Annotated in this window: 20 protein-coding genes and 1 pseudogene; 11 read left to right on the top strand and 10 right to left on the bottom strand. The window is 71.2% G+C overall.

The window, feature by feature from the left end; translation table 11 throughout:
* Positions 1-21 precede the first annotated feature (21 nt).
* From alr to ung, 4 genes are all read left to right on the top strand, one after another.
* Positions 22-1,140, top strand: coding sequence for an alanine racemase (gene alr, locus AB0B94_RS15750; protein WP_357278952.1), 1,119 nt, complete (start codon positions 22-24; stop codon positions 1,138-1,140).
* On the top strand, positions 1,137-2,240 hold the full coding sequence (locus AB0B94_RS15745; RefSeq protein WP_357278946.1) for an alpha/beta hydrolase: 1,104 nt from the start codon (positions 1,137-1,139) through the stop codon (positions 2,238-2,240). The genes alr and AB0B94_RS15745 overlap by 4 nt, the downstream gene beginning before the upstream one ends.
* On the top strand, positions 2,237-2,719 hold the full coding sequence (tsaE, locus tag AB0B94_RS15740; protein WP_357278934.1) for a tRNA (adenosine(37)-N6)-threonylcarbamoyltransferase complex ATPase subunit type 1 TsaE: 483 nt from the start codon (positions 2,237-2,239) through the stop codon (positions 2,717-2,719). Before AB0B94_RS15745 ends, tsaE begins: the two co-directional genes overlap by 4 nt.
* A 65-nt stretch (positions 2,720-2,784) precedes the next feature.
* A complete protein-coding gene (gene ung / locus AB0B94_RS15735) occupies positions 2,785-3,486 on the top strand; it encodes a uracil-DNA glycosylase (RefSeq protein WP_357278927.1) in 702 nt (233 codons plus the stop codon).
* A 93-nt stretch (positions 3,487-3,579) separates the two neighbouring features.
* Here the strand turns inward: ung and AB0B94_RS15730 are convergent, their stop codons facing one another.
* Positions 3,580-4,284, bottom strand: coding sequence for a helix-turn-helix transcriptional regulator (locus AB0B94_RS15730; protein ID WP_357278922.1), 705 nt, complete (start codon positions 4,282-4,284; stop codon positions 3,580-3,582).
* 423 nt (positions 4,285-4,707) lie between these two features.
* Between AB0B94_RS15730 and tsaB the strand changes: the two genes are divergently transcribed.
* From tsaB to AB0B94_RS15710, 4 genes are read left to right on the top strand one after another with little or no spacing between them, the layout of a single operon-like run.
* Entirely contained in the window at positions 4,708-5,385 is a 678-nt protein-coding gene (gene tsaB / locus AB0B94_RS15725) for a tRNA (adenosine(37)-N6)-threonylcarbamoyltransferase complex dimerization subunit type 1 TsaB (RefSeq protein ID WP_357278916.1), read from the top strand.
* Positions 5,382-5,864 (top strand): ribosomal protein S18-alanine N-acetyltransferase, encoded by a 483-nt coding sequence (gene rimI, locus AB0B94_RS15720; protein WP_357278908.1) that lies wholly within the window; start codon positions 5,382-5,384, stop codon positions 5,862-5,864. Before tsaB ends, rimI begins: the two co-directional genes overlap by 4 nt.
* Positions 5,857-6,903, top strand: coding sequence for a tRNA (adenosine(37)-N6)-threonylcarbamoyltransferase complex transferase subunit TsaD (gene tsaD, locus AB0B94_RS15715; protein ID WP_357278903.1), 1,047 nt, complete (start codon positions 5,857-5,859; stop codon positions 6,901-6,903). The genes rimI and tsaD overlap by 8 nt, the downstream gene beginning before the upstream one ends.
* A 14-nt stretch (positions 6,904-6,917) precedes the next feature.
* On the top strand, positions 6,918-7,172 hold the full coding sequence (locus tag AB0B94_RS15710) for a hypothetical protein (protein ID WP_039906914.1): 255 nt from the start codon (positions 6,918-6,920) through the stop codon (positions 7,170-7,172).
* Between the two features lie 33 nt (positions 7,173-7,205).
* On the opposite strand, the gene AB0B94_RS15705 is transcribed toward AB0B94_RS15710, so the two are convergent.
* The 8 genes from AB0B94_RS15705 to AB0B94_RS15670 form a co-directional block, all read right to left on the bottom strand.
* Positions 7,206-7,946, bottom strand: coding sequence for a DUF4142 domain-containing protein (locus AB0B94_RS15705; protein WP_357278896.1), 741 nt, complete (start codon positions 7,944-7,946; stop codon positions 7,206-7,208).
* Positions 7,947-8,071: 125 nt separating this feature from the next.
* Positions 8,072-8,368 carry a DUF1707 domain-containing protein gene (locus tag AB0B94_RS15700; RefSeq protein ID WP_238667589.1) on the bottom strand — a complete coding sequence of 99 codons (297 nt, stop codon included), beginning with the start codon at positions 8,366-8,368 and terminating at the stop codon, positions 8,072-8,074.
* A gap of 19 nt (positions 8,369-8,387) precedes the next feature.
* Complete coding sequence (locus AB0B94_RS15695) at positions 8,388-9,569, bottom strand: ROK family protein (RefSeq protein ID WP_357278891.1); 1,182 nt, start codon at positions 9,567-9,569, stop codon at positions 8,388-8,390.
* Positions 9,570-9,591: 22 nt separating this feature from the next.
* Positions 9,592-10,854, bottom strand: coding sequence for an ABC transporter permease (locus AB0B94_RS15690; protein WP_357278886.1), 1,263 nt, complete (start codon positions 10,852-10,854; stop codon positions 9,592-9,594).
* Positions 10,851-11,669, bottom strand: coding sequence for an ATP-binding cassette domain-containing protein (locus AB0B94_RS15685; RefSeq protein ID WP_088950175.1), 819 nt, complete (start codon positions 11,667-11,669; stop codon positions 10,851-10,853). The genes AB0B94_RS15690 and AB0B94_RS15685 overlap by 4 nt, the downstream gene beginning before the upstream one ends.
* Positions 11,670-11,784: 115 nt before the next feature.
* Entirely contained in the window at positions 11,785-12,867 is a 1,083-nt protein-coding gene (locus tag AB0B94_RS15680; RefSeq protein ID WP_357278875.1) for a substrate-binding domain-containing protein, read from the bottom strand.
* 179 nt (positions 12,868-13,046) lie between these two features.
* Positions 13,047-13,526, bottom strand: coding sequence for a Cys-tRNA(Pro) deacylase (gene ybaK, locus AB0B94_RS15675; protein ID WP_357278871.1), 480 nt, complete (start codon positions 13,524-13,526; stop codon positions 13,047-13,049).
* Between the two features lie 10 nt (positions 13,527-13,536).
* The gene (locus AB0B94_RS15670) at positions 13,537-14,748 is read right to left on the bottom strand and encodes a methyltransferase domain-containing protein (RefSeq protein WP_357278864.1); all 1,212 of its coding nucleotides are present in this window, start codon (positions 14,746-14,748) and stop codon (positions 13,537-13,539) included.
* Positions 14,749-15,007: 259 nt separating this feature from the next.
* Between AB0B94_RS15670 and groES the strand changes: the two genes are divergently transcribed.
* From groES to AB0B94_RS15655, 3 genes are all read left to right on the top strand, one after another.
* The gene (gene groES, locus AB0B94_RS15665) at positions 15,008-15,322 is read left to right on the top strand and encodes a co-chaperone GroES (protein WP_030330046.1); all 315 of its coding nucleotides are present in this window, start codon (positions 15,008-15,010) and stop codon (positions 15,320-15,322) included.
* A 70-nt stretch (positions 15,323-15,392) separates the two neighbouring features.
* Positions 15,393-17,033 (top strand): chaperonin GroEL, encoded by a 1,641-nt coding sequence (groL, locus tag AB0B94_RS15660; RefSeq protein ID WP_357278861.1) that lies wholly within the window; start codon positions 15,393-15,395, stop codon positions 17,031-17,033.
* 134 nt (positions 17,034-17,167) lie between these two features.
* On the top strand, positions 17,168-18,871 hold the full coding sequence (locus AB0B94_RS15655; RefSeq protein WP_357278856.1) for a molybdopterin-dependent oxidoreductase: 1,704 nt from the start codon (positions 17,168-17,170) through the stop codon (positions 18,869-18,871).
* A 273-nt stretch (positions 18,872-19,144) separates the two neighbouring features.
* Here the strand turns inward: AB0B94_RS15655 and AB0B94_RS15650 are convergent.
* Positions 19,145-19,345: pseudogene (locus tag AB0B94_RS15650) on the bottom strand (hypothetical protein); the annotation flags it as partial.

The raw sequence follows: 19,345 nt of genomic DNA, 5'->3' as shown, positions 1-19,345 counted from the left end.
GGCGGAAAGTAGGCTGGGTGCATGTGGCAGGCCGAGGTACGCGTCGATCTTGACGCCATCCGCGAGAACGTGAGCAGGCTCCGCTCCGGCACCACCGCCGAGTTGATGGCGGTGGTGAAGGCCGACGGGTACGGCCACGGCATGCTTCCGGCCGCCCGCGCGGCGCTCGACGCCGGCGCTGACTGGCTCGGTGTCTGCACCCTCGACGAGGCGCTCACCCTGCGGCGGGCCGGGGTGACAGTGCCGGTGCTGGCCTGGCTGCTCGCCCCCAGGTTGCCGCTGCACGAGGGGGTCAGCGCCGGGGTGGACCTGGGCGCGGCCAGCCTGGCGCAACTGGACGAGATGATCGAGGCGAGTCGCCTCGCCGGGCGTCCCGCCCGGCTGCACCTCAAGATCGATACGGGGCTGTCCCGGGGCGGTGCGACGGTCGCCGACTGGCCCGCGCTGCTGGACGCCGCAGCCAAGGCGCAGGCCGACGGCCTGGTCGAGGTGGTCGGTGTGTGGAGCCACTTCGTGTACGCGGACTCGCCCGGCCACCCCACCACCGACCGCCAACTGGCCGTCTTCCACGAAGGACTGGCCATGGTCGAGCGGGCCGGGCTGCGGCCGCGCTGGCGGCACCTCGCCAACTCGGCCGCCACCCTCACCCGCCCGGACACCCATTTCGACCTGGTCCGCCCCGGCCTGGCCATCTACGGGTTGTCCCCGGTGGCTGGCGAGACGTACGGGCTGCGGCCGGCGATGACCGCCCGCGCCCGGGTGATGCTCACCAAGCGGGTGCCCGCCGGCACCGGTATCTCCTACGGGCACGCCTACACCACTGAGGCCGACGCGAACCTGGCAGTGGTGCCGCTCGGGTACGCCGACGGGGTTCCCCGGCACGCGTCGAACACCGGCCCGGTGCAGCTCGGCGGTGTACGCCGGACGATCTCGGGGCGGGTCTGCATGGACCAGTTCGTGCTCGACTGCGGCGACGACCCGGTGGCCGACGGCGACGTGGCGACGCTCTTCGGCAGCGGCGTCGACGGCGAACCGACAGCTGACGACTGGGCCGAGGCGGTCGGCACGATCAACTACGAGATCGTCACCCGGTTCGGCGGCACGCGGGTGCCCCGGGTCTACGACGGCGAGAAACCATGAGTTATCGCGTTCCGCGTCCGCGGACGGCCGCGGGCCGGGTCGCGGGGATCGTCGGCGCGGCGGTGGGGGTGGCCGCGGCAGGTCTGGCGGCTGGCGTCGCGACCGAGCGGACCCTGGTCCGCCGGCTCAAGGCCGACCCGGCCGACCGCTACGCGCACGAGACGTTCGACCAGCAGCGGTACGACGAGGCGTTCCGCCTGGAGTTGCCGGACGGTACCGACATCCACGTCGAGGTGGTCGAGCCGACCCGGCCGGTGCCGGGGCGACCGACCGTGGTGCTGGTGCACGGTTTCTGCCTGGACATGGGGACGTTCCACTTCCAGCGCCAGATGCTCGCCGCCCGCGGTGACTACCGGATCGTGGCGTACGACCAGCCCGGTCACGGCCGGTCCGGCCGGCTGGAGACCGGCGAGTACGACCTCGCCGTGCTCGGTCGCACGCTGCGCCAGGTGATCGACCGAACCGCCCCGGACGGGCCGTTGGTGCTTGTCGGCCACTCGATGGGCGGCATGACGATCATGGCGTTCGCCGAGCTGTTTCCGGAGCTGTTCGGTGACCGGGTGGTGGGCACCGTTCTGATGGCCACGTCGGGCGGGCTCATCGCGGAGACCAAGCTGGTCGCGCCCGCGCTGCTCGGCCGGGTCGGTGGCCCGGTGCTCTACATGGTCAGCAACGCCACCCGGTACGGCGGCCCGGTGATCGACAAGGCCCGCAAGTCGACGTCGAACGTGGCCTGGCTGCTGACCCGCAAGTACGGCTTCGGCACCCGCAAGCCCAGCCCGTCGCTGGTGTCCTACGTGGAGACGATGAACTCCCGGACGTCGGCCGACACGGTGACCCGCTACCTGCGGACCCTGGCCACCCACTCGCGCTTCCCGGCGCTGGCGGCGCTGGCGGCGACTCCGGTGCTGGTGGTGGTCGGCGACAAGGACATGATCACGCCGGTGACCCACTCCGAGGAGATCGTCCGCCGGTTGCCGCACGCCGAGTTCGTGAAGATCAAGGACAGCGGCCACGTGGTGATGTTGGAGCATGCGGACGAGGTCAACGCCGCCCTGGCGCGGTTCCTGGAATCACTGCAGAGCGTGGAGGAACGGTGAGTCACGTCGTCAAGCTGCCGACCGTCGAGGACACTCGGGACTTCGGCCGGCGGCTGGCCGGGCTGCTGCGCGCCGGCGACCTGGTGCTGTTGACCGGCCCGTTGGGCGCCGGCAAGACCGCACTCACCCAGGGCATCGGTGCCGGGCTCGGTGTGCTCGGGGACATCACCTCGCCGACCTTCGTGATCGCCCGGGTGCACCGCCCCGACCCGGTCCGGGGCGGCCGGGTGGCGCTCGTGCACGCCGACGCGTACCGGTTGGGTGACGCCACCGACCCGCGCGCCGAGATCGACGACCTGGACCTCGACGCGTCGGTGGACGACTCGGTGACAGTGGTGGAGTGGGGCGAGGGCCTGGTGGAGCAGTTGGTGGACGCGCACCTGCGGGTTCGCATCGACCGCCGCGACGACGACACCCGCATCGTCGAGCTGGACCCGATCGGCGGTGACTGGGCCCGGCGGCTCGCCGACCTGGGCTAGGTCGGCGGCTGTCGTACCCGATGCCTAGAGTGCGGGAGACCGACCCGTGCTGTGAGAGGTTCCCGATGCCCGACGACGCTCCCGCCCTGGATCTGCTTGCCCTGCTGCCGGAGCAGTGGCGCACGGTGCTCACCCCGCACCTCGACCCGGCACGCACCGCCGCGCTGGGCGACTTCGTCGCCCGGGAATACGCGACGCAGACGGTCTTCCCGCCGCTGGAGGATCTGTTCTCGGCATACCGGCTCTGCCCGCCGCAGGGCACCCGGGTGCTCATCCTCGGGCAGGATCCCTACCACCGGGCGGGGCAGGCACACGGGTTGAGCTTCAGCGTCCGCGACGGTGTGACGGTGCCGCCGTCGTTGCGCAACGTCTTCAAGGAGCTGGGCGAGGACGTGGGCGTCCCCAAGCCGCGCAGCGGCAACCTCGACGGGTGGGCGGCACAGGGGGTGCTGCTGCTCAACGCGGTGCTGACCGTCCGGCAGGCCACCCCGGGCTCGCACGCCAACGCCGGCTGGGAAGAGTTCACCGACGCGACCATCCGGGCGCTGGACGCGACACCGGACCGGGTGGTCTTCCTGCTCTGGGGTGGCTACGCCCGCAAGAAGGCGGCGCTGGTCACCAATCCGCAGCACGTGGTGCTGGAGGCGGGTCACCCCAGCCCGATGAACCCGCGCGGCTTCCTCGGTAGCCGCCCGTTCAGCGCCGCCAACAAGGCACTCGCCGACGCCGGCCTGCCCACCATCGACTGGGAGCGCACCGCCGGCTGAGCCCGCTCGTCGACGTCCTGCTGCTCGCCTGAGGGCCCGAAGGGGCCGTCGGGGGGCCGTCGACGTCCGTCAGTTGGCGCTACCGGCGCTGGCTCAGCTTCCGCTGGCTGACCGCCGGTCCCGGTAGCGGCGCAACAGCTCGGCGGCGCGTGGCTCGCTCAGTTCCAACGCGACGAGCGGCACCACCTGGTAACTCCGCTCACCGTGACGCACCTCGATCGTCTCGGGCAGCTCGTCGCACATCGTGGCCCTGATCTCTCCGTACCGGGTCGACCAAAAGTGTTCGCCCGGCTCTTCAGGCTCCAACCACACGCCGCCGAACTCACCCCAGCGAGCGTTCCACCGCTGGCCGTAGTTCGTCTCCAGCCAGCTGGTGAAAAGTTTGGCGTCCTGCCAGCGCAGGGCGATCTCCAGTGCGTCGACCGGCACCGGCGCTCCCTGCAACAGCGCTGCGGCACACCCGGTGATCACCTGCGGAAAGTCGGTGAGCCGATCCAGCAGCCGATTCACATTCAGCCCGTCGATCCGCTCCGCGATCGGCCGGGCGGCCAGGTCGTCGATCCGGGCGTCGAGGTGCGCGTCCAGCGGCTCAACCCCGATGACCAACTGCACATCCATGGCGGCGAGCAACCGTTCCAGCACCGGGACGGTCGTCGCTCGCTCACCGCGCTCGAACCGGGCCACCGCTGCCTGGTCGACCCCGGCGAGCGCGGCCAACTGGCGCTGGCTCAGGTCGCGCAGGTGTCGTTGATGCCGCACGGCAGCGCCGAGCACTGTGACAAGGCGGGTGGATGACATCCCGGCATGGTGGACCACCGGCGGGATGTCCGCGATCCCGCTACGGCAGATCGGCGACTTGCCGCCGATCCGGACCCGAGAATCGCCAGGCCCGTGACCCGGCGTTTGGCGGGCCTTACTTCAATGAGCGTGATGTCTGTGAGTCATCACGATGACTCACAGACATCACGCTGATTGGGGAATGTGGCTCCAGCGCTTGTCCGAGGGCCAGGCGGTTGGCCCGGCCGCACCCAGAGGCTACGGCGACGGACCAGCCCGCGGCGGGGCGAAGGCCGCGGGTGGGGTGAAGGCCCCGGGTGGGGTGAAGGCCGTGGTGGGGTGAAGGCCGTGGTGGGGTGAAGGCCGTGGCGGGGCGAGGGCCGCGGGCGGTGGCGGGGCGGGGCATGACCGGGGCGGAGGGCGGGGCGGCTAGGCTGGCTTACCGTGCTCGTACTCGTGGTGGACAGCTCGACCCCCGCGGTCACCGCGGCGCTGGTGGAGGTCTCGGCAGACGGTGTGGCGTCGCGGGCGCACCGGTGCACCGTCGACGCCCGCGCGCACGGTGAGCTGCTCGCGCCCCAGGTGGATGCGGTCCTCGCCGACGCTGACGCGCGCCCGCGTGACCTGGCCGCCATCGTCGCCGGTCTCGGTCCGGGTCCGTTCACCGGGCTACGGGTCGGCCTGGTGACCGCCGCGACGATGGGTCAGGTGCTCGGCATCCCCACGTACGGCGTCTGTTCGCTGGACGCCATCGGTTACCCGGCGGCGTCCGGCGCGCCCGTCCTGGCCGCCAGCGACGCCCGGCGCAAGGAGCTCTACTGGGCCGTCTACGACGGCGCCGGCCAGCGGATCGTCGGGCCCGAGGTGTCCGCGCCGGCGGTCGCCGCCGCGCGCGCCCGCGAACTGGGCGCGACGATCGCGGTCGGTGACGGGGCGCACCGGTACGCCGAGGTCCTGGACCTGCCCGTTCGGGTCGAGCCGCGCTACCCGGACGCGACAGTGCTGGCGTTGCTCGCCGCCGAGCGGATCCGGGCGGGGGCCACCAGTGAGCGGCTCACCCCGCTCTACCTGCGCCGCCCCGACGCGGTGGCGGCGACCGGCCGCAAACCGGTCCTGCCATGACGGCGGTACGGCTCGAACCGTTCCGCTGGTGGCACATCGACGACGTGCTGCCGATCGAGGCGGACCTGTTCGGCGCTGAGAAGTGGTCACCCGCCATGTTCTGGAGCGAACTCGCCAACGGGCACCACTACCGGCTCGCCGTCGACGCGGACGGGTCGGTGCTCGGTTACGCAGGGCTAGCCGGCGTTCCGCCGGACGAGGTGTGGGTGCAGAACATCGCCGTCCGCCGGGACGCCCAGCGGCGCGGCGTAGGCCGCGCCCTACTGGAGGAGTTGCTCGCCGAGGCGGCCCGGCGCGACGCCCGCAGCACCCTGCTGGAGGTTGCCGTGGACAACGCCGCAGCTCAGCGGCTCTACGCGACGTACGGTTTCGAGCCGATCGGGGTGCGGCGCGGCTACTACCAACCGAGCAACACCGACGCGCTGGTCATGCGGCGCGACGCCGAGCCGACCGGGGACGGACCACACGACCATGGCTGACGAACCACTGATCCTGGGTATCGAGACCTCCTGCGACGAGACCGGTGTCGGCATCGTGCGGGGGCACACACTGCTGGCCGACGCGCTCGCCTCCAGCGTCGAGGAACACGCCCGGTTCGGGGGCGTGGTGCCGGAGGTGGCCAGCCGGGCACACCTGGAGGCCATCGTGCCGACGATGGACCGGGCACTGACCGAGGCCGGTGTCACGCTGGCCGACATCGACGCGATCGCTGTCACCTCGGGGCCGGGGCTGGCCGGTGCGTTGCTGGTCGGCGTCGCTGCCGCCAAGGGGTACGCGGTCGCCGCCGAGAAACCCGTCTACGGCGTCAACCACCTCGCCGCCCACGTCGCTGTGGACACCCTTGAGCATGGCCCACTGCCCGAACCCGCCATCGCGCTCCTGGTGTCCGGCGGCCACTCGTCCCTCCTGCTCGTGGACGACCTGGCCCGGGGTGTCACCCCGCTGGGCGCCACCATCGACGACGCGGCCGGGGAAGCGTTCGACAAGGTCGCCCGGCTGCTCGGGTTGCCGTTCCCGGGCGGCCCGCCCATCGACCGGGAGGCCCGGGCCGGCGACGCCGCAGCGATCGCCTTCCCCCGCGGTCTGACCGCCGCGAAGGATCTTGCCGCCCACCGGTACGACTTCTCGTTCTCGGGCCTGAAGACGGCGGTGGCTCGGTGGGTCGAGGCCCGCCAGCGCGCCGGTGAGCCGGTTCCGGTGGCCGACGTGGCCGCGTCCTTCCAGGAGGCGGTCTGTGACGTCCTGACCAGCAAGGCGCTCGCCGCCTGCCGGGCGCAGGGCATCGAGACCCTGGTCATCGGCGGGGGAGTGGCGGCGAACTCGCGACTGCGGGCGATGGCTGAGCAGCGAGCCGAAAAGTACGGCATCCGGGTCCGGGTGCCCCGGCCGAAGCTGTGCACCGACAACGGCGCGATGGTGGCCGCACTCGGTTCGCACCTGGTCGCCGCCGGTGTCGCCCCGAGCCGACTGGACCTGCCAGCCGATTCGGCACTGCCGCTGACCACTGTCAGCGTGTGACGGGAGCGGCGGACATGATCGTGCGGATGTGGGAGGCGCGCGCCGAGGCGTACGGAGTCGCCGACCTGATCACCTGGGTGTGCGACACCGCACTGCCCGAGTTGGAGCACGACCCGCTCCACGTCTCCAGCGAGGTCTTCTCCTCCACCGACCACCGTGTGGTGGTGATCTCCAAGTGGCGCAGCAGTCCTCGCCCGCTGCCGGACCCGCCAGCCCTGCTGGTGGCCCGCGCCCCGCACTCCTGGGACTTCACCCAGGTAGACCGCTGACGCGAGCCACCATCCAGGCCGCCGGCTGACTGGTCAGCTACGGCGCAACATCCGGTAGGTGGCGATTCCGCCGGTGCCCAGCGCGGCCAGGAAGACCAGCCAGACGACGGTGCTGCTGACCCCGACCTGCGGGCCGGAGTTGGCCGAGGCGGCGGCCAGGAGCCCGTCCTCGCCCGGGGCGGGCAGCGCTGCCGGCGGCAGCTCCGGCCAGCGGACCAGGCCGGTGCTCTCCAGCATCTGCATGTGGTGCTGGACGAATCCGTTGGCGTCCTCGCAGAGCTTGCGGACGGTGGCGTCCCGGGTGCTGGCGCGGACCGCGCCGATCACCGGGAAGATCTTGCCGTGGGCGACCCGGAGCCGGGTGACGAAGATCTGGTCGAACCGAGCGCCGGACGCCTTCTGCATCTCGGCCAGCCAGCCCTTCTGCTCGGCGGTCGGCTCGCTGGGGATCGTCGCGCCCAACTTGTTGGCCGCGTCGACCACGAGCTGGTCGAGCTTCTGGTGCTCGCCGGCGATGCCGGCGCCGATCTCCCGGACCTTCGCCGACTGTCCCTTCTCGGCGGCCATCTGACCGGCTGGCATCTCCCAGAGCCCGGCCAGCCGCACCCCGTTGAGCAGTGTCATGTCGGCAGCGTTGAGCTGCTGGCCACCGGCGGGTGCGGCGACGGCCACGCCGGGCAGGACACCGACCCCCGCGATGACCGCGATGAGCAGCATCGCCGCTCGGTGGGTCCGGGTGCCCAGTCGGCGATGGGCGAATCTGAGCGGTGCCATGTCTGTGGTGCCTCCTCGGTCCGGACCGGAACGCGTCTGGACCGGGCAGCCGTACCCTGCCGGTTGCCCGTCCGCCCACTGGTACGGACTGATCGCGCGATCAGTTCATCGTGGCGCGCCCCGGATCAGCGGGTGACGGCGAGCAGGCCGCCGAGCAGCAGCAGGGTGATCGCCGCGGCGGCGAAGACCATCAGCAACTCCTGACGCCCCCGCGCGACCGGGCCGGCATCGACGACCGCTGTGGGCAGAGCCGGTAGATCGCGGGTCAGCGCGGCCAGGTCACCGAGGGTGCGGGCCGTCCACACCGCACCGGCGCGATCGGAGAACTCGTCAAGCGTCAGCCGGCCCGCCGCGGTGTGCTGGTGCAGCGCGGCGACCACGCGGTTGCGGTCGTCGTCGGAAGCGCGCAGCTCGACATCCACGCCGGACAGCGTACGCGGATCAGCCCACGTCGAGGGGGTCGGCGAGGAGCCGTTCGAAGGCCAGTTCGGCGGCACCGATCAGGGGCGCGTCAGTACCCAGCTTCGGCGTGCGTAGCCGGACGTGCTCCAGGCAGGCCCCGAGCGCGTTGGAGTTGAGCCGGCTGCGGATCTGGGCCGCCGCCGCGAGGTAGAGGTCACGCATGGTCCCGCCGAAGATGACCATCTCGGGGTTGAAGACGTTCACCAGGTTGGCCACCCCGAAGCCGAGCCAGTCGCCGGCCTGGCGGACCGCCGTCTGGGCCCGGGCGTCCCCGCGGTCGGCCGCGTCGAAGACCTCCAGCAGCGCGTCGCGGCCCCGGGCGTCGGAGCGTCCGGCAGCGCGCAGGAGGCCGTGCTCGCCGATCTCGGTCTCCCAACAGCCTCGGGAGCCGCACTCACAGGGCTTGCCGTCGCGGACCACCTTCATGTGGCCGACCTCGCCGCCGTAGCCACCGTGCCCGGTCAGTCGGCGTCCACCGGCGATGATGCCGGCACCCACGCCCACGTCGCCGTACAGGTAGACGACGTTGTCGCAGCCTGCCGCCACACCTCGTGCGTGCTCGGCGAACGCGGCGACGTCGGCCACGTTGCCCACCGTGATCGGTACGTCGATGCCCAACTCGTCGGCGAGGGCCGCGCCGATCGGCTCGTCCACCCAACCGGTGGTGGGGCCGAGTCGGACCAGGCCGTCGTCCCGGCGGACCATCCCGCAGACCGCGACGCCGGCACCGACGCAGATCGCGTCCGCCGGCACCAGCTGCTGCATCTCCTTGACCGCGCCGGCCAGCAGCGGCGCGGCCTCCGCGGCCAGCAGACCGCGCGGCCGGTCCAGATCCCGGCGGTCCAGGACCGCGCCACCCAGCCCGATCCGGGCGGCGCGCAGCCGGTCCACCTCCACTGAGTACGCGTACGCGTAGACCCGGGCCGACTCGGGCCGGACGACCAGTGACGGTCGTCCGGCTCGGCCGGTCTCCTTCGGTGCACCTTCGCTGACCAGCCCCACCGCGGACAGGTCGGCGGTGAGCGCGCCGATGGTGCTGCGGTTGAGGCCCAGCGTGGTGGTCAGCTCGGCCCGCGTGGTCGCCCCGTGGACGTGCACGTGCCGCAGCAGGGCCCCGAGGTTCTGCCGTCGGACGTCATCCTGGCTCGGTCCTGGGCGCATGCTGGTGCTACCTCCCGCGCGGTCAGCGGGTGCCGGTGGCTGCCGCGCGGCGGCGGGAGAGCGCGTCGACGCTGGCGGCGAGTAGCAGCACGACGCCGGTGACCACGTACTTGACTCCCGCGTCGTACCCCATCAGGCCCATTCCGTTTTCGATGACAGCGACCACCGCGCCGCCGAGTACGGCGTCGAGGACGCGGCCCTTGCCACCGAAGAGGCTGGTGCCGCCGATCACCGCGGCGCCGACCGCGTAGAGCAGTACGTTACTGCCCCCGGTGTTCGGGTCGACCGAGTTGGCCCGGCTGGCCGCCACGATGCCACCGATGGCGGCCATGGACGAGCAGATCACGAAGACCGAGATCCGGATCCGGTCGACGCCGATGCCGGCCCGGCGGGCGGCTTCCCGGTTGCCGCCCACGGCGTAGATGTGCCGGCCGTAGCTGGTGCGTTGGAGGACGAAGGTCCAGATGATCAGCAGCACCGCGATGATCGGCACCACGATCGGCACACCCTTGAGTGAGCTGATCAGGACGTTGCGGCTGCGCTCCAGGTTGAGCACGTACACCGCGGTGACGAGGATGACGGCGAGCCCGCCGATCCGCAGTGCCACCACCGCGATCGGGTCGGTGATCAGACCGCGGGCCACCCGGGTGCGGTGGCGCAGCAGTTGCACGGCCCCGTAGCCGACGACCGCGAGGGCGGTCAGCGCCCAGCCCAGCGTGGGGGCGAGGTTGCGGTTGGCGATGGCGACCAGCACGTCGTCGCGCACGCTGATGTTGGTGCCCTCCTTGACCAGCAGCAGAACGACGCCCTGGAAGGCGAGGAAGCCGGCGAGGGTGACCACGAAGGACGGAATGCCGATCTTCGCGACGAGCATGCCGAGCGTGGTGCCGATGACCACACCGGTGGCGACCGCGGCGAGCACGGCGACCCACCAGGGGTAGCCGAGCACTGTGACCACATTGGCCAGCACCGCCGCGCAGACACCGCTGGCGAAGCCGGCGGAGAGGTCGATCTCACCGAGCAGCAGCACGAAGACCAGGCCCATCGCGATCAGCGTGACCGCCGCGCCCTGGGTGAAGAGGTTGGCGAAGTTGCCGGCCGACAGGAACGACGACGGCCGCATGATCCCGAAGACGGTGCAGAGCACGATCAGGCCGAGCACGGCTGGCAGCGCGCCGACGTCGCCACCGCGTACGCGACTCAGGTAGTTGCGGACGTGGCCTCCGACGGTCGGCGGGGGTGTGACGGCCGCGGGGCCGTCCTTCCGCACGGCGGTGGTGGTCATCGGACGCCTCCTGAGATCGAGTCGGCCGCCTGCGGGCCGTCGCCGTTGCTGCCCGGGTCGGTGGCGAGGCCGAGCCCGCCCGAGCGCCCGGCGGTGATCAGCTCGACCACCTGGGCGTGGGTGATGTCGGTGGTCTTCACCTGGGCGACCATCTGGCCGAGGTACAGCGCGGCGATCCGGTCGGAGACGGCGAAGACGTCGTTCATGTTGTGCGAGATGAGCACCACGGCCAGGCCGTTGTCGGCGAGGCGGCGGACCAGTTCGAGCACCTGGGCGGTCTGTGCCACGCCGAGCGCCGCGGTCGGCTCGTCCAGGATGACGAGCTTGCTGTTCCACAGCACGGCCTTGGCGATGGCCACGGTCTGGCGTTGACCGCCGGAGAGGCTGGACACGTGCTGGCGGAGCGAGGTGACGGTGCGGATGGAGAGTCCCGCCAGGGTTTCGGCGGCGAGCTGTTCCATTGTCGGCTCGTCGAGGACGATGCCGCTGCGCCTCTCCCGGCCGAGGAACATGTTCTGCACGATGTCCAGGTTGTCGCAGAGCGCGAGGTCCTGGTAGACGACCTCGATGCCCAGCGTGGCGGCGTCGCGGGGGCTGCCGATGTGCACCGGTTCACCGTTGAACAGGAACTCTCCGGCGTCGGTGGGGTGGATGCCGCTGATGCACTTCACCAGGGTCGACTTGCCGGCGCCGTTGTCGCCGACCAGTGCGGTCACTTCGCCCGGGTGGACGGTCAGGGCGACGTCGCGGAGCACCTGGACGGGACCGAAGCTCTTGTCGATCCCGCGGAGTTCCAGCAGGGGGGTCGCGGACACGGGGGTCTCCTTCTTAAGGGAGGGTCGGGGCCCGTCCGGCGGGCGCCGCCCGGCACGGGAAGGGTGCTCCCGTGCCGGGCGGCGCTTGTCGTTCCGGCGGGTACTGCGGCGTCGGTCAGCTGATGCCGGCTTCGGCGCAGAACTTGACGTACGCCGCGGTGCAGACCTCTTCCTTGGTCACGTAGCCGTCGGCGATGACGTCCTTGACGCTCTCCTTGTAGATGGCCTTCGGGGTGAGCAGCACCGAGGGGACGTCCCGGTCACCGTCCTTGACCGTCTGGCCGGTGTCCTTCTTCTCGCCCTTGGCGAGGGCGATGGCCAGGTCGGAGGCGGCCTTGGCCTCTTCCCGGACCGCCTTGTAGACGGTCATGCACTGGTCGCCGGCGAGGATGTTCTGTAGGCCCTCGGTGCTGGCGTCCTGCCCGGTCACCGGCACCTTGCCGTTGATCTTGTTCTTCTTCAGGATCGAGATGGCCGCGTTGCCGAGACCGTCGTTGGCGGCCAGCACGCCGTCGATCTTGCCGTTGGCCTTGGTGAACTGCTGCTCGAAGATCGTCGCGGCCTGCGCGTTGTCCCACGCCGGCACCGCGTCCTCAGGGCCCTTGACGTATTCCTTGGAGTCGAACTTCGGCTTGAGCACCGAGTCGTAGCCGGCCTTGAAGAGGGTGGCGTTGTTGTCGGTGGGGGAGCCGTTGAGGTACGCCACGACGGGGTTCTTGGCGCCCTTCTCGGTCAGGCACTTCGACAGGCCCTCGCCCTGCAGCTTGCCGACGGTCTCGTTGTCGAAGCTGACGTAGTACTGGGCGGAGCCGCCGAGGGTGAGCCGGTCGTAGTCGATGGTGGCCACACCCTGCGACTTGGCCTTGTCGAGCACTGCCTTGCCGGTGCCGGAGTCCAGGTTGACGATCATCAGGGCGGTGACGCCACCGGTGATCATCTGGTCGGCGATGGTCTGGAAGGCGGTCTTGTCGTTCTGCGCGTTCTGGATGTCGTACTGGACGCCGGCGGCCTTGAACGCCTCCTCCAGGAACCGACGGTCCGCTGTTTCCCAGCGGGCCGAGGACTTGCTATCTGGGAGGATCACGCCGATCTTGGGGGTCTTGGCGGCGGCCTTGTCGCCGGAGTCGTCGCCACAGGCGGTCAAGCCGCCGGTCGTGAGCAGGCCCACGGCGGCGATGGTGAGGATCCCCTTACGCATGTGCAGGGTCCTTTCGGAGGTGGGGGAGGTGTTGTTTTGTTGTGTCCGGCAACGTATTTCGCGTCACACCGGATCCACAAGACCGCGCAGGTGCATAGTTTGTTGGGGGCGATAACAATTCAGCAACGCGACTGTTACTCCCTGGGTATCCCACGGGGAAGTCGACGTAACGACTGTCGTCAGCGGGTCTGCAACGCAGCGGTGCGGGCGTCGGCCAGCGCCACCAGATCCGCCGCCGCCAGTTCGAGTTGCAGACCGCGCCGACCAGCCGAGACGTAGATCGTCGGGAAATCCAGCGCGGATTCGTCCAGCACCGTGGGCAACCGTCGACGCTGCCCGAGCGGGCTGATCCCACCTCGTACGTAACCGGTGGCCCGCTCGGCGACCGCCCGATCGGCCAACGCCGCCCGCTTGCCGCCGACCGCCGCCGCGAGCGCCTTCAGATCCAACTCGCCGGTGACCGGAACGACAGCCACTGTGAGCGCGCCGTCGACAGTGGTCACCAGCGACTTGAACACGCGCTCCGGTGCCACGCCGAGCGCAGCCGCCACCAACGCGCCGTAGTTCGGGGCGTCCGCCGCCACCCGGTACGGATGGGTGCGATGCGCGATACCGCGCTTGACCAACAGTGCCGTTGCCGGCGTGCCCTGTCCCGCCACAGCGACGAGGCTAGTCGAGACGGCGCTGGTCGACCGGCTGGCCGATCAGCACCGTCGGTGCGCCGTCGACCCGGGTGAGCACCAGGCTCGCCGCCGCCTCCCCGGCCAGCCGCAGGTCCCGCCGGAGCTGCTCCGGGGTGAGCGCCGAACCCCGCTTGAGGATCTCCACCCGGCCCACCCGGCGCTCGCGCAGCAGCGCCCGCAGGCGCTTGAGCGAGAACGGCAGCACGTCGGTGATCTCCAGGCAGCGCGCGTACGGGGTGCGGACCGGCTGGTCGGCGTAGAGATACGCGATGCTCGGATCGCCGAGGGTGGCGTCCAGTTCGGTGGCCAGTTCGGCGACGAGGTGCGCGCGCACCACCGCCGGGTCCGGGTCGTACAGGTAACGACGCGGCGGCCCGACCGGTGCCTCGGCGGCACCCGAGCCGGTGAGCTGGTGACGGTGGGCCTCAGCGCCGCGCTGGCGGTAGAGGGTGGCGCGACGCGGCACCTCCGCCAGCTCACCGCACCAGAGCGCGGCCTCGACCAGGTCGCCGTCCACGCCGACCCACTCGGCCTCCGCGCCGGCCGGAATGAGCGCGTGGTCCACGCCCGGCGCGACCTTCACCACTGTGCGCGGCACCCGATCGGCCAGCCCGGTGACGAAGTCCCACGGCGGCGAGTAGGCGCGCGGGTCGAAGATCCGACGTCCGGTGCCGGTCGTGCGGCGGGCCGGATCGCAGAAGACGCCGTCGACCCCTGACACGTCGAACCTGGTCGCGTCGCCGCACTCGACGCTGAACAGCTCGGCCAGGCCGGCCGCCTCGGCGTTGGCGGCGGCCATCGCCGCGGTCACCGGGTCGGCCTCCACCCCGTACACCCTGATGCCGGCGCGGGCGGCGGCCAGCGCGTCGGCCCCGAGCCCGCACCCGAGGTCGGCCAGGGTGCGCACGCCGGCCGCGTACAGCCGGGCCGCCCGACTGTCGGCGACCACCCGGCGGGTGGCCTGCTCCAGGCCGGGACGGGTGAGGAACATCCCAGCGGCGGCCGGGCCGAACTTGCCCACCGCCCGGTGCCGCAGCTCGGCCTGGGTCAGTGCCGCCGCGGCCAACGTCGGCGGCACCCCGGCCGCGCGCAGCGCCGACGCCGCGACCAGTGGATCACCGCCGGCCAGGTCGGCCGCCGCCGTGAGCGCGGCCGACCCCTCAGGGGTACGCAGCGCCGCCAGCTGATCGAGATCCACCCGGCCATTGTCCCGGCCGACAGGGAAATCCTGGTTGTCGGGGCGCGACGCGCTGGCACTCTCCTTGACGGAGTGCTAGCCACGGAATAACCTGCGATTAGCACTCTCACCCTGAGGGTGCCAGCTTCCGGGTCTCGCGACCCGGGCGCGCACGCCAGGCGGACCGGCACCCGCGACGACGGCACCGCCCGGTGGCATGAGGCAGATTGACGCTGGTCAGCCCCGCTGGCCAGCAACGAAACCAGTACCCCAGGAGGGTATGCCCGTGACTACCGCGACCAAGGTTGCGATCAAGCCGCTCGAGGACCGCATCGTGGTCCAGGCGAATGAGGCTGAGACCACCACGGCGTCGGGCATCGTGATCCCCGACACCGCCAAGGAGAAGCCGCAGGAGGGCACTGTCCTCGCTGTGGGCCCGGGGCGCGTCGACGACAACGGCAACCGGGTTCCGGTTGACGTGCAGGTCGGCGACACCGTCCTCTACTCGAAGTACGGCGGCACCGAGGTCAAGTACGCCGGCGAGGAGTACCTGGTGCTCTCCGCCCGCGACGTCCTCGCGGTCATCGAGAAGTAAGCAACCGATCAGTGCCACTGCCCCGGTCCGGCTCGCCGGGCCGGGGCAATGGCGCTTCGAAGGGACATTAATGGCGAAGATCCTGAGCTTCTCGGACGACGCCCGGCACCTGCTGGAGCACGGTGTCAACGCCCTCGCGGACGCGGTCAAGGTCACCCTCGGCCCGCGCGGGCGCAACGTCGTCCTGGACAAGAAATTCGGTGCGCCGACGATCACCAACGATGGTGTGACCATCGCCAAGGAGATCGAGCTCACCAACCCGTACGAGAACCTTGGCGCGCAGCTGGTCAAGGAGGTGGCGACCAAGACCAACGACGTCGCCGGCGACGGGACCACCACCGCGACCGTGCTGGCCCAGGCGATGGTTCGCGAGGGTCTGCGCAACGTGACCGCCGGGACCAACCCGGCCGGCCTCAAGCGGGGCATCGACGCGGCGGCCACCAAGGTCTCCGAGGCGCTGCTCGGCCGTGCCGCCGAGGTCACCAGCAAGGAGTCGATCGCGAACGTGGCGACGATCTCCGCGCAGGACTCCACCATCGGCGACCTCATCGCCGAGGCGATGGAGCGGGTCGGCCGCGACGGTGTCATCACCGTCGAGGAAGGCTCGATGCTCACCACCGAACTGGACGTGACCGAGGGTCTCCAGTTCGACAAGGGCTTCATCTCGCCGAACTTCGTCACCGACCTGGAGAGCCAGGAGTCCGTCCTTGAGGACGCGTACATCCTGGTCACCACCCAGAAGATCTCGGCGATCGAGGAGCTGCTGCCGCTGCTGGAGAAGGTCCTGCAGAACAGCAAGCCCCTGCTGATCATCGCCGAGGACGTGGACGGCCAGGCGCTCTCCACCCTGGTGGTCAACTCGCTGCGCAAGACCCTCAAGGTCTGCGCGGTCAAGGCCCCGGGCTTCGGCGACCGGCGCAAGGCAATGCTCCAGGACATCGCGATCTCCACGGGCGCCGAGCTGGTCGCCCCGGAGCTGGGCTACAAGCTCGACCAGGTCGGCCTGGAGGTGCTCGGCACCGCCCGGCGCGTCGTGGTCGACAAGGAGAACACCACGATCGTCGACGGCGGTGGCCAGAAGGCCGACGTCACCGACCGGGTGTCCCAGATCCGCAAGGAGATCGAGGCCTCCGACTCCGACTGGGATCGGGAGAAGCTGGCCGAGCGGCTGGCGAAGCTCTCCGGTGGCATCGCCGTCATCAAGGCTGGCGCGGCGACCGAGGTCGAGATGAAGGAGCGCAAGCACCGCATCGAGGACGCCATCGCGGCGACCAAGGCTGCGGTCGAGGAGGGCACCGTGCCCGGCGGCGGCGCCGCCCTGGTGCAGATCCTCTCGGTGCTCGACGACGACCTGGGCTTCACCGGCGACGAGAAGGTTGGCGTCTCGGTAGTGCGCAAGGCGCTCGTCGAGCCGCTGCGCTGGATCGCCCAGAACGCCGGTCACGACGGCTACGTCGTGACGCAGAAGGTCGCCGACCTCAAGTGGGGCAACGGCCTCGACGCCGCCAAGGGCGAGTACGTCGACCTGGTCAAGGCCGGCATCATCGACCCGGTGAAGGTGACCCGCAACGCGGTCACCAACGCCGCCTCGATCGCCGGTCTGCTGCTCACCACTGAGAGCCTCGTGGTGGAGAAGCCGGAGCAGGCCGAGCCGGCCGCCGCCGGTGGGCACGGCCACGGTCACGGCCACCAGCACGGCCCGGGCTTCTGATCCGGTAGCGACACCCGTTCCGGGGCGCACCGCCGTCAGGCGGTGCGCCCCGGCTCGTTCCCGCGGGCTGGTAGGTCATTACCGAACGCTGACGTTGTTGGCGACCGGGCGAGATGATCGCGCACACTGGGCCGATGAGCACCACGTCACGGCGGTACGCCGCGTTGGCCGGGATCACCGCCGCCGCCGTCGCGATCGGGATCGCCGAACCGGTCGCGGTGTTGACCGGTCCCCGGTCGGCGCCCTTGGTCGCGGTCGGCGGGGTCATCGTCGACGCCGTCCCCGAATCGCTGAAGCAACTCGCCATCGACCTCTTCGGCACCGCCGACAAGATCGCGCTGCTGGTCGGCACTGCCGTGTTGCTGGGAGGCTTCGCCGCGCTCTTCGGCGTCCTGGCGGTCCGCCGACTGGCACTCGGCCTGGCCGGCATTGCCGCGTTCGGCGCCATCGGCGTGGCGGCCGCGTTGACCCGCTCCGGCGCCGATCTCGCTGACGCGCTGCCGTCACTGGTCGGCGCCGGTCTTGGCGCACTGGTGCTCTGGCTGTTCATCGGCGGACCTTTCGAGCTGGACCCCTGGACCTGGTCACCACCCACGCCGCCTGCCCGCCCGGTGGCGTCCGCCGGTCCGGTGTCGCCGGCTGGTCCCGGGTCGTCGGCTGGTCCCGGGTCGCCAGCAGAGTCGGTGCCGGTGTCACCGGCACTGCCGGTGCCGGTGACTCCCGCCGGGCCGACGGCCGCTGCCGAACCGGTCGGGCCCGCCGAAGCGGACCCGGAGTCGCGGCGGCGGTTCCTCACCGGCAGCGGGGTGCTGCTCGGCACCGCCGTGGTGGCCGGCCTCGGTGGGCGCTGGCTGGCAGGGCGGCGCGGCGTGTCCGCAGCCCGCGACGCGATCCGCCTGCCCGCGCCGATCGCCCCCGCACCGGCCGTACCGGCGGGCGCGGACCTCTCGTTGACGCAGCTCGCGCCGTACGTCACCCCGAACTTCGGGTTCTACCGGATCGACACCGCGCTGGTGGTGCCCCAGGTCGACCCGGACACCTGGCGGCTGCGGATCCACGGACGGGTCGGCAGGGAACGCACCTACAGCTACGCGGATCTGCTGGCCCGACCGCTGGTCGAGCGGTACGTCACGCTCGCCTGCGTCTCCAACGAGGTGGGCGGGGACCTGATCGGCAATGCCCTATGGCTCGGCGTACCCCTGCGAGAACTGCTGGACGAGGTCGAGCCGGACGACGACGCCGACCAGGTCGTCGGCCGGTCGGTCGACGGCTGGACCTGCGGCACCCCCACCGCCGCGCTGCGCGACGGACGGGACGCGCTGCTGGCCGTAGGGATGAACGGCGAGCCACTGCCGGTCGAGCACGGCTTCCCGGCCCGAGTAGTGGTGCCGGGCCTCTACGGCTACGTGTCAGCCTGCAAATGGGTGACCGAACTGGAGTTGACCCGATTCGCCGACTTCGACGCGTACTGGGTGCCGCGCGGCTGGTCCGCCCAGGGGCCGATCAAGACCCAGTCGCGGATCGACACGCCCCGGAAACGTAACCGGCTGACCGCCGGCCCGGTGACCGTCGCCGGGGTGGCCTGGGCGCAGCACCGGGGCATCCGCCGAGTCGAGGTACGCGTCGACGACGGCCCGTGGCAGGACGCCGTGCTGGCCCCGGCCGTGTCGGTGGACACCTGGGTGCAATGGTCCTGGCGCTGGGACGCCACACCGGGCGAGCACCGGCTCCAGGTCCGCGCGACGGACGCGACCGGCGAAACCCAAACCGAGCGTACGCAGGACGTCGTCCCGGATGGCGCCACCGGCTGGCACACGATCGCCGTCACCGTCCGCTGATCCACGCCATGGCGTCGTCGCCCGGGTTCCGTCGGCGACGCGTGTCCGCGACCTGCTTCGCGGATGGGCGGGGCTGGTTGGCGACGTGCGTTGCCGGGTTTCCGCGACCTGCTCTGGCTCGGCGGGCCGCCTGACTGACCGGTGATCTCCCAAGATCTGCGGGTTCAGAGCAAGAAAGGCCGCTGGCCGGCACCCCGGGGGTTGCGGGTGCCGGCCAGCGGTCGGTGTCGTGCGGTTCTACCGTTGGTGCTTGTCCTGCGGTGGTGCTGGTGGTCAGCTGTTCCAGTGCTGGCCGACGAGGTCGGTGGCCTGCTGTTCCCACTGGGCGTAGGCGTCCGGGTAGGCCGACACCTGCACGGTCTGCGCGGCGTCGGTCAGGGGCATGTCCTGCCACCCGTCGACCTGCTTCAAACCCTTGAGGAACGCCGTCGTCGCGTACTGCGGGTCGGTGATCTGCTCCGGGGTGCCCCAACC

Source organism: Micromonospora sp. NPDC048986 (assembly GCF_040649335.1).
Classification (GTDB): Bacteria; Actinomycetota; Actinomycetes; order Mycobacteriales; family Micromonosporaceae; genus Micromonospora; species Micromonospora alfalfae.
This window is presented reverse-complemented; position numbering and strand designations above follow the sequence as displayed.